The 13,278-nt window shown below is 48.7% G+C and carries 10 protein-coding genes; 6 read left to right on the plus strand and 4 right to left on the minus strand.

The window, feature by feature from the left end; translation table 11 throughout:
• The first annotated feature begins 267 nt into the window (after positions 1–267).
• Positions 268–1,674 (plus strand): argininosuccinate lyase, encoded by a 1,407-nt coding sequence (gene argH / locus AC27N8_RS18600; protein ID WP_487068885.1) that lies wholly within the window; start codon positions 268–270, stop codon positions 1,672–1,674.
• Between the two features lie 5 nt (positions 1,675–1,679).
• A complete protein-coding gene (locus AC27N8_RS18605; protein ID WP_487068886.1) occupies positions 1,680–2,957 on the plus strand; it encodes an argininosuccinate synthase in 1,278 nt (425 codons plus the stop codon).
• Positions 2,958–3,057: 100 nt separating this feature from the next.
• Here the strand turns inward: AC27N8_RS18605 and AC27N8_RS18610 are convergent, their stop codons facing one another.
• Complete coding sequence (locus AC27N8_RS18610) at positions 3,058–4,191, minus strand: lipid II:glycine glycyltransferase FemX (RefSeq protein ID WP_487068887.1); 1,134 nt, start codon at positions 4,189–4,191, stop codon at positions 3,058–3,060.
• Positions 4,192–4,205: 14 nt separating this feature from the next.
• Positions 4,206–5,249 carry a WD40 repeat domain-containing protein gene (locus AC27N8_RS18615; protein ID WP_487068888.1) on the minus strand — a complete coding sequence of 348 codons (1,044 nt, stop codon included), beginning with the start codon at positions 5,247–5,249 and terminating at the stop codon, positions 4,206–4,208.
• Positions 5,250–5,560: 311 nt separating this feature from the next.
• Here AC27N8_RS18615 and AC27N8_RS18620 point away from each other — a divergent pair, with 311 nt between their 5' ends.
• Entirely contained in the window at positions 5,561–6,121 is a 561-nt protein-coding gene (locus AC27N8_RS18620; protein ID WP_487068889.1) for a nitroreductase family protein, read from the plus strand.
• 83 nt (positions 6,122–6,204) lie between these two features.
• Here AC27N8_RS18620 and AC27N8_RS18625 read toward each other — a convergent pair whose 3' ends face one another.
• Together AC27N8_RS18625 and mscL are read right to left on the minus strand one after the other, a co-directional pair.
• Positions 6,205–6,738, minus strand: coding sequence for an adenine phosphoribosyltransferase (locus AC27N8_RS18625; protein WP_487068890.1), 534 nt, complete (start codon positions 6,736–6,738; stop codon positions 6,205–6,207).
• A gap of 242 nt (positions 6,739–6,980) precedes the next feature.
• Positions 6,981–7,508, minus strand: a complete 528-nt coding sequence (gene mscL, locus AC27N8_RS18630; RefSeq protein WP_487068891.1) for a large conductance mechanosensitive channel protein MscL — start codon at positions 7,506–7,508, stop codon at positions 6,981–6,983.
• Positions 7,509–7,972: 464 nt separating this feature from the next.
• Between mscL and AC27N8_RS18635 the strand changes: the two genes are divergently transcribed.
• From AC27N8_RS18635 to AC27N8_RS18645, 3 genes are all read left to right on the plus strand, one after another.
• Positions 7,973–9,193: a mannosyltransferase family protein gene (locus AC27N8_RS18635; protein ID WP_487068892.1), complete on the plus strand. Its 1,221-nt coding sequence runs from the start codon at positions 7,973–7,975 to the stop codon at positions 9,191–9,193.
• Positions 9,194–9,683: 490 nt separating this feature from the next.
• The gene (locus tag AC27N8_RS18640) at positions 9,684–11,438 is read left to right on the plus strand and encodes an ABC transporter ATP-binding protein (RefSeq protein ID WP_487068893.1); all 1,755 of its coding nucleotides are present in this window, start codon (positions 9,684–9,686) and stop codon (positions 11,436–11,438) included.
• The gene (locus AC27N8_RS18645) at positions 11,435–13,204 is read left to right on the plus strand and encodes an ABC transporter ATP-binding protein (RefSeq protein WP_487068894.1); all 1,770 of its coding nucleotides are present in this window, start codon (positions 11,435–11,437) and stop codon (positions 13,202–13,204) included. Before AC27N8_RS18640 ends, AC27N8_RS18645 begins: the two co-directional genes overlap by 4 nt.
• The last annotated feature ends 74 nt before the right edge of the window (positions 13,205–13,278 follow it).

A 13,278-nucleotide genomic window follows, 5' to 3' on the forward strand; every position in this document is an offset into this window, starting at 1 on the left:
TTCGTGAGCGGCTGACCGAAGAAAGCTTTCGCCTGAGATTATCAGGAAGCAAGTAGGACAGGTGGGTGGTTCCCATGTAGAACTTAACCAGGAAAGTGGTCTTTCATGGCATTAGTGTTGCTTGAAAGACAATTAGGGTGGCACCACGGGTGTGATAGGGCAAATAAACTCCCTGCACTCTCGTCCCTTCAAAATTGACGGAAGGGACGGGGGTTTTTTATTGCCTCGCAGCTTCTTTCAAAATACAAGCGAAGGAGATCACACACGGTGACTAAAATCTGGCAAAAAGGGTATAGCGTCAACGAACAAGTTGAACGCTACACCGCAGCTCAAAACAGTCTACTCGACAATCGTCTGATCCGCCACGACGTATGGGGCTCGCTTGCCCATGCGACGATGCTGCGACAAATTGGCATCCTCAATGAAGAAGAACTCCACGAACTCAAGCAGGGACTCCGAGAAATCCTTGAGCTAGAAAAAACCAATCAATTCGTCGTGAAGCGCTCGGAAGAAGACGTCCACACCAGCATTGAAAATTTCTTGATCGAAAAAGTCGGGCCAGCCGGAAAAAACATCCACACGGCGCGTTCACGCAATGACCAGGTACTCGTCGACGTACGCCTGTACAGCAAAGAGGAGCTCATCAAGACCAGTCATAAGCTCTTCGCATTATGTGAAACCCTGCTCAAATTTGCTGAAGCCAACAAAGATATTCCGATGCCCGGCTACACACATATGCAACGAGCGATGCTCTCGTCGTTAGGACTCTGGGCGTCAAGCTTCGCCGAGTCGCTCCTCGATGATGAGCGCTTGCTCTCAACCGCCTACGAGATCAACGATCAGTCGCCCCTTGGCTCGGCTGCGGGCTATGGAGTACCTCTACCGATTGATCGCCAGCTAGTCTCAGATCTGCTGGGCTTTGCGCGTGTACAAAACAATGTTATCTACGTCCAGAACTCTCGTGGCAAGATCGAAGCGGTGATCGTGCAGGCACTCTCTCAGATCATGCTCGATCTGAGCAAATTAGCGCAAGACCTGCTCCTCTTCACCACAGCCGAATATGGCTTCTTCCAGGTATCCCAGGAGGTCTGTACAGGTAGTAGCATCATGCCCCAGAAGCGCAATCTGGACATCATGGAGCTCGTCCGTGCTCGCTCACACACCATGATCGCCTATCAGCAACAAATCATGGGCATCGTAAGCGGCCTGCCCTCCGGCTTTAATCTGGACTATCAGGAAACGAAGCAACCACTGATTGAGGCGTTAGATCTGGCGCAAGAGAGCATCGCGATCTGCACACTTGTCATGGAAAACGTCACCGTCAACACAGAGCGTGTCATGGCCGCCTGCTCGTTCGAGTTATTTGCGACCGACCGCGCCTACGAGATGGTCACAAAAGAGAATATCCCATTCCGCGACGCCTATCGGATTGTTGGCAAAGAAGTCACTGCTCAACTTGATCAACACATACCATTCCCAACCGAGAGCCAGGAACAACTCATCACGCGCCTCAAAGCGCGTAGTCATCTGGGAGGCACAGGAAACCTGGAGCTTGAGCATTCCCAACAAAGACTCATACAGGCACAGGAGAGCTGGCAACAGCGCTCTACTTTCTTTAAAACTGCGATTCAGCAGCTTGTTGGCACATCACTGATACATATTCTGGAGGACTAATCATTATGGCAACCGTTGTACTCGCATATTCTGGTGGACTCGATACTTCCGTGGCAATTCGTTGGATCAAAGAGAAATATGATCTCGACGTGATCGCCGTCACGATAGATGTCGGTAACGAACGCAACATGCAAGAGATTGCTGATCGTGCGATGAAAATTGGTGCGGTCAAAGCGATGATCGTCGATGGGCGAGAAGACTTTGTACGCTACTTTGTCTGGCCAGCATTACAGGCCGGAGCTATCTACGAGGGACAATATCCTCTCGCCACAGCCCTGGCGCGTCCCTTAATCGCCCGCCTGCTCGTCGAAGTGGCGCGTCAGGAGGGTGCCGTAGCGGTGGCGCATGGTTGCACAGGCAAAGGCAATGATCAGGTACGCTTCGACGTCTCGATTAACACGCTTGCTCCTGATCTCAAGATCATCGCTCCGGTACGCGAGTGGAGCATGACGCGTGACAATGAGATCGCTTATGCCGCCGAGCATAATATGCCCATCACAGCCACCAATGCCAGCCCATATTCTGTGGATCAGAATCTCTGGGGACGCAGCATCGAATGCGGCATCCTGGAAGATCCCTGGGCCGAACCGCCTGCCGAGGTTTATGCCTGGACCAATGATCCTGATTCTATCGAGCATCTGGAACCCAAATATTATGAGATCTCCTTCAAGAATGGTATCCCCTTTGCCCTCGACGGCGAAGAGATCCCCGGCTATGTGCTCGTCGAAACCTTGAATAGCGAAGCAGGCAAATACGGCATCGGACGCATCGATCACATCGAGAATCGCCTGGTTGGCATCAAATCACGCGAAATCTACGAGGCACCGGGAGCAGTCGTCCTGCACGCCGCACACAACGCCCTGGAGACTCTGACACTCGGTCGGGATCAAGTTCGCTTCAAAGAAACTGTTGCCGCCGAGTATGCTCGCGTCATCTATAACGGACAATGGTACAGCGCCCTCCATCAGGATCTCGCAGCCTATGTCCAGAGCACGCAACGCTTCGTCAGCGGCACCGTAAGAGTCAAGCTTTCACGCGGACGCTGCCAGATTGTAGGTCGCAAATCGGAAAACTCGCTCTACAGCCTGGGTCTGGCCACATATGACACTGGTGACCAGTTTGATCATAATGCCGCGCTTGGCTTCATCAAACTGTGGGCACTTCCATTGAGCACGCAGGCACAAGCTCAACTTCTGCCCTCCATCGGCTTCGAAGGAAACCTACTCAACAGCGGCGAAGGCAAAGTACAGATCGCTACGCAAGAGGAAGCTACCAAAGCCTAACTCCCGAGAAAAAATAGAGGAGGAAGACCCGCATATTGTTATGCGTGGGTCTTCCTCCTCTTGCTATGGCAATAACAGCAGAGTCACTTAAACACAGAGATCAAGACTTACTGACAGGAACAGCACTCTCCACCAACTTCGGTTCTTTCTGTTTCTCAGCCACTTTCGCTTCTGGTTCTGACTCTTTCTCACGCTTACGAGCAGCGAGCCAGTTCTTCCCCATCAGCATGTACACATATGCTTGATAGTATAGTGGATTATAGGGAAGATCATAGCCAGGTAGCGAGAGACGAGAAAAGCCGTTAAATCCCCGCTTGAACGTATACACTCCCCAGAGAGGATCTTTCTGGGCCTCGGGCTCTTCCAGAGAGTTAGGAATACCCAGGAAGTTATAATAGTCACAGCCATGTGCTTTCGCCCATTGCATGCCAGTCCACTGCAAGAGATGGTTAGGCATCAGGTTACGGCTCTTCGAGGAGGAGGCTCCATAGCGATACCAGCACCATTTGCCAATACGCATCAGGACAATAGCGGCGACAGCCTTTCCTTCATGTTCAGCCAGCAACAGAGCGATACGATCATCCTGCTCGTACAGCTTCATCAAGAGCTCAAAATGGTCAACATCATGGATATAGAATTGATCACGCTCAGCGGTCTCTTGCAGGATACGATGAAAGGTTTCAAGATCCTCTCGTCCATGGCCCTCGCGCACAGTGACCCCTTTACGCGTTGCCAGACGAATATTATAGCGCCACTTCTCCTTCATATTCGCCAAAATCTCTTTTTCGGGGGGACGAATATCAAGGATCCACTCGTTGCGGATGTGCAGAAACTGTGTGGACGGTCGAAAACCGCGACGCTCCAATGCCGCGATCCAATTTGTATCGCCCGCATCGATCCCCAGCTCAAGCTTGAGCATAAAAGCGCCCCGTTTGCGCGCCTCACTTTTTACAAAATTGAGTAACACGCTAAAGGCAGGGGAATTGGGATCATCGACAATAGGACCACGCGGCACGTAGAAAAAGGAACGATGCAATGCCGGAACATTGACATCAAGAACCAACATGACTGCACACAAGTTGTTCTGATCATCAACGGCACCGATGCGCAAAAAATGTGAACCCACATGTTTTGACAATTCGCCCCATTCAAACGTCTGAGTAATATTTCCATAGGGGGACTTCGCTACGAAGTCGTTCCACTTCTGCTTATCAGTAATGAAACGTGCTTCCATTTTTCTCTTCTCCTCTATAACAACCCGATCAGGCTAACAGTCTTATCATAGCTAGCAAATGCCAGACACCCCTGATAGGGAACAGCCAGCGCGGTATCCGGTAACCAGGCGAGCGCATTGGCGATAAGACCACGACAGGGAATTTCTCTGCCTGGATGCACCTGTGTCTGAATAGTAAAACCGGTCCAAACATCCCAAATATGTAATACAGAATCTGTGCTCGTCGAAGCGATCAAACGACCATCTGGCGACCAGCTAATATGATCAATCCAATGTTGAGTATATTCATGCTTCTTGTAAATCTGCTTGCACAAGCCTGTTTTGACGCTCCAGACGTGAATATCATCGCCGCCGGAAGCGATCCAGCAACCATCTGGCGACCAGGCCACCGCCAGAATCCAGTGCTCTTGATGCCCTGCATACGCTATCAAAGGCTGTCCTGTCAGGACATTCCAGACCTGCACAGTATTATCATCGCCAGCCGACGCCACAAAGTGTCCATCTGGTGACCAGGCCACCGCATCAACACCATAGTATCCCAGCGCATGACCATTGTATACCATTGTGACTCGTTGCTCCAATACATGCACGATCCGCACCACATTATCATCACTGCCAATAGCGAGACAACAACCATCTGGAGACCAATCCAACGCTCGCACGCCACCATGCGATCCACGATAGACCATCACAGCATCGCCAGTATGTGAATCCCAGATCTGTACTGTATGGTCTTCGCTCGCGGTAGCCAGCCACTTTGTGTCATGAGACCATACCAGAGCAGTAATCTCATCAGAATGACCATAATAGATCAAAGTGCAGGAATAGATGGGAATACTACAACTACAACAATTCCAAATCTGCACAGTATGTGCAGGACCCACACAAGCAATAGAGAGAACTTTCTCTGAATGATCAAGCTGCGTCTTCCAGTTTCGCCAGCTGATAGCAAGCGTTGTGGCAAGATCACAAGACATCTGTGAAGCATCTGCAACGAACATTCTGGAACTGGTCTGACGCGCCACCCGCGCACGAAACATGATAGAAGGTTGTTCCACATCCACACCTCATCTTCGACCAATAGACAGCAATTTCAGATACAATCGACGCGCAACAGCAGAGCAGCAACCGTAGAGTGTGCATTCAAACATGCTATTTTCATCCAGTGTACCATGCAAGCATGTTCTTCGCTACCAAATAAAACTTATGTCGTAGTGCCAATGATATTCAGCTTCGACCTTCTCAAAAAGGGGCATAGAAATAAACGATGAGAAGCTCTTCACGGAATCAAATTTGAAAGATATAATATAACGTAAAGCAACCATCCCTATAGCAAATCAGCGCGTCTCGTCGCCTATGATAGGACAACATGACAGTATTCGAAACAATCAAGCGTCGCCGTAGCATTAGCAAAACGACTGAGCAAGTTCCAACGCGTGAGCAGATTGAGCAGATTTTAGAAGCTGCCACTCATGCTCCCAATCATCGTAGGGCCGAACCATGGAAATTTTTCGTCCTGGCAGGCAAAGCGCGCAAAGAGTTAGGCGAGATCATGGCTCAATCGCTCGCAGAGCGACAACCAGATGTACCACAGCAAGTTGTGGACAAAGAGCGGAACAAACCGCTCCGTGCGCCCATAGTGATCGCTGTGGCCGCAGAATATCCTACCCAGCCCAGGGTTATGGCCATTGAAAATATAGAGGCCGTAGCAGCTGCAGTACAAAACATGCTCTTGACCGCCGAAGAGCTTGGACTTACAGGCGTCTGGCGTACAGGAGACGCCGCCTACGATCCCAGCATCAAACACTGGTTCGGACTAAAAACAGAGGATCATATCGTAGCATTCATCTACCTGGGTCATCCAGCCATCCAGCTCATGGAGCGTCAGCCACAACCGGCGGATAGTAAGACCGTCTGGCTGGGATACTAAAAAGAGAAGGGACGCTGATGTTGTCGCTGCATCAGCGTCCCTTCTCTTTTTAACTGGAGAAGTTTCAGTACAGGTGCATAAGCCTAATATTGGATCAATGCGAAGACGTCGTGACCTTGTAAGCGTTCGCGTCCCTTGAGGAAACCTAGCTCGACAAGGAAGGCGATCCCTGCGACATGACCGCCCATCTTCTCAACCAGTTCAATCGACGCCGAGACCGTTCCTCCAGTGGCCAGGAGATCATCGACAATCAAGACGCGTTGACCCGGTTTAATCGCATCGATATGTAACTCAACCACATTCGTACCATATTCGAGCGCATATTCAACGCTCACCGTTTCGGATGGCAGCTTGCCAAACTTACGCACCGGCACAAAACCACAATTGAGTAGATAGGCTAATGGCGCACCGAAAATAAATCCCCGCGACTCAACACCAACGACAGCTTCAATACCAGCCCCCGCATAATGCGCGGCTAAACGATCCATAGCCATATGGAACGCCTTAGGATCTTGCAGCAAAGGGGTGATGTCCTTAAAAAGGACACCTTTCTGAGGAAAATCGGGAATATCACGAACCCAATCTTCCAATCGTACAGGCTCGGATGTTGACGTCATGAGTTATATTCTCCTCTGATATGAACTTGGCTCTAACATCGGAGGTCAATCAAGATCATAGCAAGTATCTACTCGATCGCCTCTGACTCCACGGAACGCATCGATTGTGTACATGAGATTATGAACAGCAACCAATAAATTCCCCGTTAGCAGTATACGCTAGCCATTTCTCACATGCAAGAATGTAGGTATGGTCATCAATCTACCAACTGATACATAGCAGTCTAAAAATGTCGTGCCTACTACGCTTGCGGTGGCTGATAGGTAGCCGGAGCAGGATTAACCGGAGGCAACTGAGCTGTACAATAGGCGCAGCGCGTCGCCTTAATATTGACCTCACTCAAGCAGAACGGACATTCGCGCGTTTTCGGAGCCTCCGCAGGCTTCGGACGCAGGCGATTATAGCCATTCTCCAGGGCATTAATCGGTTTCACGACAAAGAAATAAACGACCGCTGCCGTGATGACAAAGCTGAGTGCTACAGTAAGAAAACTGCCCACAAGAAATGCGTGACCAGGGCCTGCCGGGATTTTCCAATCATTAAAATTCTGCGAAAATCCAAGCAGACCAAGTAGTGGTGAAATTATATCGGTCACAAAAGCTTGCACAACGCCATTGAATGCTGCACCGATGATAACACCAACAGCCAGATCAACTACGTTACCACGTAATAAAAATTGCTTGAAATCACCCATCGTACTCAAGCCACCCTGAAGACCACGTTTGCCATAATCGACAAGATTATCTCGATTAAATATTTCGCGCGCCATGGACACTCCTTCTGCATCAAAAATATAAGACCACGATAAATTTTTGGTTTCTACCGCACGCTTATAATACGCACACTGTAAAAAATCCGCTACAGTACAGAAGCATTTCTTGCCAGGGTTTTATTATCGTGTGTCGTTCAAAAATACAACCGCCTGTACGCTCAATCCATAGATTAACATAAACCATTGCCCTAATTCTAGTAGCTTGAGCAGTCAAGACAATCAGATACTCATTTCCTCGCCAAACTTTTTACCATGATACCTTGCTTGTTTTCTCGCTCTCCTTGTTCTACAATATGAGCGCTTCTCATGTGAGTTATGTCGCTGGACCTATTCTTGCTCTTTCCATTGAGGAACGGACACTTTCGTTATGAGTTATTCTATTTGAATCACCGTTTATCTATTTACGCAGGCCCATTTCTCTCGCTAAATAGATAACTACGATGAAAGGATTCTTACTACTTATGTCTGTATGGACAGCTATCAGGAATGAACCGAAACGAGCTTTCATCATCAGCCGCATTTTGATCATCGTAATTACTCTCCCAGTCATCGCCATTGCAGCAGGAAAACATGGCTTTCCCTTTGACCCTCAGCAGGTTTCCCACACAGTACTTGAACATAATAATCCTTTTGACAGCCTGGCTTACATTTTGGCCTGGTGGCGTTGGGATAATTTGTTTTACGTACGTATCGCCGCCCATGGCTATTATCAATCTGGAGTGACTGTCTTTTTCCCACTCTGGCCCCTCACCATATGGTTACTCGGTCGTCTGCTCTCATTACTACTTCCAGGAGAAATTCCCTATTACCTCTCCAGTGTCCTGCTGGCGAATCTTTTCTTTTTTATCTCGCTCCAATTGCTGTATCGGTTGACGCAAAAACTTTTTGATGATGCCATTGCCAAAACGTCTGTCTGGCTGTGCGCCTTCTTCCCCTATACACTTTTCTTTTCTTTTGGCTATACAGAAGCGTTGTTTCTTTGCCTCTGTCTGGCAATGTTTGTCTTTTTAGAGCGTCAGGGCAAGTGGGATTGGTGGCTGGCAAGCTTATGTGCTGGATTGGCTGCTACTACACGCGAAACAGGTTCAATGCTGATCATTGTTATTTTCATATTTTTTGTCCAACGATTTTGGCCGTTCAGGCAGCATTTGCAGACCAATACATTCATGTTTTTCAATTCACTCTGCTCAATGCTCCTCATTCCGTTGGGAGTAATCCTTTACATGCTCTATCTCTACCTGAGTTGGGGCAATCCACTCCTCTTTTTGCACGCCGCGATTGCCTGGGGTCGCACGCCATCCCTTCCATTCACAGCAATCTTCTCTGCATTATGGTATCTGGTCACCTTGTCAGTACCACTAGACTCTCTCTATAATAACCTCCTGGACCTTTGTTTTACGATATTACCCATCTTCTTATTGATTAAGTATTGGCATCACCTCCCCATCACTTATCGGATTTTCACAGTAACGCTGCTCCTCTACTCACTCAGCACAACCGTCGGATTCCCCAACCCTCTGATGTCCATTCCACGTTATCTTATGGTCATCTTTCCGACTCTCATGCTCCTGGCCCTTGAGTGGAAATACAATCCAGCCTGCCGTCGCTATATCTACATCTTTTTCCCGCTGACATTGACAGCCAACGTGGTTCTGTTTGCGATTGGACGCTGGGTAGCTTAGCAATCGTAGGGGAGGTGAAAGATCGATACGTTTAACTTCTCTTCAGCATTAAAGAACCTGATACGTTGCTACATTGCTTGAATTCTAAAATTTTCTATGGCATACTATGAGTATATCGACTAAACATAAAGGAGATTACTCAATATGGCATCGCAGCACTTATCGCCTCGCCTCAGCAAGATAACACATCTTTCTGGTAATAGCACCTTATAGGTATACCCTGGAACCGCCCTCACAATTAAATGGCATGCATGTTTTTACCTGCAATGCCCATTAGTTAAACACACGTTCCCGACTCGTTTTCCGCTTTTCCACGGGTGTATCTCCGCCTGTGGCTGCTTTTGCTTATTTTCCCAGACATGTCTTAAGACCATAGGCTTTTGCTCGCCTTGTGGTCTTTTTTTGCTGTATAAAGCGTGCACAAACATCTTCCCAACACGATCAAACTGCGTAAAAACATGTCCTGTTCAAAGCCTGAAAGGAATCTGTGATGAGCCGTACACTCCAGCCATCATTTACCTACCGAGATCTTTTAGTGACCTATCTACGTCCACAATGGCAACGCGCACTTTTGATGGTTGTGTTGCTTTTTATCAGCATCGGTTTGCAACTGGTTAATCCTCAAATTTTGCGCCAATTTATCGACAATGCACTCAATGATGCCGCCACATCTGCGTTGATAGATGCAGGTGTAATCTTTATAGCCCTATCATTCAGCAACCAATTACTAGCTGTCTGGAACACATATGTAAGCGAGAATCTGGCCTGGACAGCCACCAATCAGTTACGTACCGATCTCGTCCTCCACTGCCTGCATCTCGATCTTGCTTTCCACAAAGCTCGCACCTCCGGCGAATTGATCGAGCGCATCGACGGAGACGTGAATACGCTCTCTACCTTCTTTTCGCAAGCTGTGGTGCAATTATTTGGTAGTTGTCTCCTGATTTGCGGCGTCCTGCTTCTGCTTTTCAGGGAAGAATGGCGCATCGGTATCGCCACCAGCCTCTTCACGCTGATAGGACTCTTCTTCTTAATTCGTATCCGCCACATAGCAGTACCTCACTGGGTAAAAGCGCGTGCGAAAGATGCCGAATTTTTTGGCTTCCTCGGCGAGCAATTGGCTGGTACGGAGGATCTACGCGCCAACGGCGCTACTGGCTATGTGATGAGACGTTTTTATCAACTCTTGCGCGGTTGGTTGCCGCTTCAACTTCAGGCTAATTTTTTCGGCTACGCCACCTGGAGCAGTACATTATTATTGTTTGGCCTAGGAAACGCGCTGGCCCTGGGCATTTCTGCATACTTCTGGAATAACAAATCCATCACCCTGGGCACCGTCTATCTCATTTTTTACTATACCAACCTGTTAAGTGCCCCACTCCAACAAATACGCACACAATTGCAACAATTGCAGGAGGCCAGCGCAGGCATTGAGCGTATCAAACAACTCTTACAGGCCACGCCTACCATTGTAGATGGAAATGGTCCCCAGCTACCAGACGGTCCATTAGCGATTGAAATCAAAGACCTATCATTTGGCTACAACCAGGACGAACCAATTCTACACAACTTAAATTTTCAGCTTAAAGCTGGTCGCGTGCTCGGCATTCTAGGACGTACAGGTAGCGGTAAAACGACGCTTACCAGATTGCTCTTGCGACTATATGACATTCAAGCAGGCGACATACTCATCGGGGAAATACCAATCAGACAAACACAGATACGTGACCTGCGTCAGCACATCGGCATGGTGACACAAGATGTGCAATTGTTTCACGCCACAGTACGCGACAATCTCACCTACTTTAATCCTGCCATCGAAGATGAACAGATACTCAATGTATTACAAGAAATTGGCCTTTCCCGCTGGTATCAAAGCCTGACAGCTGGCCTGGATACTATTTTGGGATCAGATGGGGAGGGGCTATCTGCGGGTGAGGCACAATTGCTGGCATTTACACGTGTCTTCTTACTCAAACCAGGCATCGTCATCATGGATGAAGCCTCATCAAGGCTCGATCCTACCACCGAACAGTTGACCGAACACGCCATCAGCAAATTACTCGTCGAGCGAACAGGCATCGTGATTGCTCATCGCCTGACGACAGTCCAACGCGCCGACGATATTCTGGTGCTGGAGGACGGACGCATCTTAGAATATGGTCCTCGCGAACAGCTTGCCAGTGATCCTACAGCGCACTTTTATCGACTCTTACAGACTGGATTAGAAGAGGTACTTGCATGAAGACCTATCAATATTTATGGCAGATGTTCCGTTATCGTCCAGGCATGTATCTGTTTAACGCTCTGCTCTGGGCAATCATCCACAGCATACCACTGATTCCAGGTTTGCTGGCGCAACAGTTTTTCAACAGGTTGCAAAACGCAACCCATCTTCCGTATGACATCTGGATCATCATTATGCTGATGGTAACCACCGAGCTAGCACGTGGCATAATCATCTTGCTTGGTGGGAGAGTAGATGTAATTTTCCGTTTCAATATGAATAATCTGCTCCGCATCAATATGCTTGCACGTATCCTTGAGAGACCTGGGGCGCACGCCGTTCCTGGCTCTCCCGGAGAGGCGATCAGTCGCTTTCGTGACGATACACTCCAGGCAGAAGATGCGATAGATTGGACGCTAGATGTAATTGGACAGGTAATTTTTTCGCTCTTTGCCATGATTATCCTGTTCAGGATCAGCATCAGCATCACATTATTCGTCTTTGTACCACTGATCTGCGTGGTTTCCATCTCCCAAATAATGCGTAAACGCCTGGAGCGTTATCGACGAGCCAGCCGTACCGCTACAAGCGAGGTCACCAGTGCCATTGGTGAGATCTTTGGTAACGTTCAAGGCATCAAAGTTGCGACTGCTGAGCCACACATCATTCAACATTTTCGCAGCTTGAATGAAAAGCGTCGCCTCTCAATTCTCAAAGATCAAATGTTAGAGCAGGTGCTCAATTCAATCTTTGGTAACACCGTAGGACTTGGCACAGGTCTAATTCTCATTCTGGGAGCGCAAGCCATTCACACGCATCAATTAGGCATAGGTGATCTCGCCTTATTTATTTATTATCTTGCCTTCGTCACGGACTTTACACAATTCTTTGGCATTTTTCTGGCCCATTATGCTCAGACAGGCATCTCTTTTCAACGTATGGATGCCCTACTACAAGGCGCGCCCCCGAGACGCCTGGTGGACCATCAGCCCCTCTATCTGCGTGGATCACTACCCAACTTGTCCACTACCATCTCCAGTCCCAACCTGCCGCTGCAAAGTTTGCACGTTTCGGGACTCAGCTACCACTATCCAGACACAGGAAGAGGCATTGAGAAGATCAGCTTTGTTATTCAGCGTGGCTCGCTGACAGTGATCACGGGACGTATCGCAGCAGGCAAAACCACCTTGCTGCAAGTCCTGCTCGGCTTACTGGCCAAGGATGCAGGAGAAATTAGCTGGAACGGCGAGCCCATCGCTGATCCAGCTAATTTCTTCGTGCCCCCACACAGCGCCTACACATCGCAGATCCCACGGCTCTTCAGCGCCACCTTACGGGAAAACATCGAGCTCGATCGGCCAGACAATGAGCCACAACTCCAGCACGCCATTCACACTGCGGTCATGGAGCACGACATTGACTCTTTAGAAAAAGGACTGGACACTATGATTGGCACGCGTGGTGTCAAGCTTTCTGGCGGCCAGATTCAACGCACGGCCGCCGCTCGTATGTTTATTCGCAATGCGGAATTGCTCGTCTTCGATGATCTATCCAGCGCACTTGACGTCACCACCGAACAGATCCTCTGGCAACGTCTCTTTAGCCAACAAGAGCATACCTGCCTCGTCGTCTCGCATCGCAAAGCGGTCCTCCAGAGAGCCGATCAGATCATTGTATTGAAAGAAGGTCGGATTGAAGCGGTCGGAAAGCTTGATGAGCTCCTTGAGACCTGCACAGAAATGCGCCAATTGTGGCATGGAGAAATTGAGGAAGAAACTTCCTGAAGAGTTTTTTTTAATCTGAACGACTTTTGACATTTACACAGGATTAGTGCTACTATTGTAGATGGAGTCGCAAT

The organism is Dictyobacter sp. Z7_2, assembly GCF_057551105.1.

Bases quoted from the DNA above. Each gene is read 5' to 3' on its own strand.
- AC27N8_RS18640 (WP_487068893.1), top strand. From the start codon at position 9,684: ATGAGCCGTACACTCCAGCCATCATTTACCTACCGAGATCTTTTAGTG.
- AC27N8_RS18645 (WP_487068894.1), top strand. From the start codon at position 11,435: ATGAAGACCTATCAATATTTATGGCAGATGTTCCGTTATCGTCCAGGC.
- AC27N8_RS18635 (WP_487068892.1), top strand. From the start codon at position 7,973: ATGTCTGTATGGACAGCTATCAGGAATGAACCGAAACGAGCTTTCATC.
- AC27N8_RS18625 (WP_487068890.1), bottom strand. From the start codon at position 6,738: ATGACGTCAACATCCGAGCCTGTACGATTGGAAGATTGGGTTCGTGAT.
- mscL (WP_487068891.1), bottom strand. From the start codon at position 7,508: ATGGCGCGCGAAATATTTAATCGAGATAATCTTGTCGATTATGGCAAA.
- AC27N8_RS18620 (WP_487068889.1), top strand. From the start codon at position 5,561: ATGACAGTATTCGAAACAATCAAGCGTCGCCGTAGCATTAGCAAAACG.
- AC27N8_RS18610 (WP_487068887.1), bottom strand. From the start codon at position 4,191: ATGGAAGCACGTTTCATTACTGATAAGCAGAAGTGGAACGACTTCGTA.
- AC27N8_RS18605 (WP_487068886.1), top strand. From the start codon at position 1,680: ATGGCAACCGTTGTACTCGCATATTCTGGTGGACTCGATACTTCCGTG.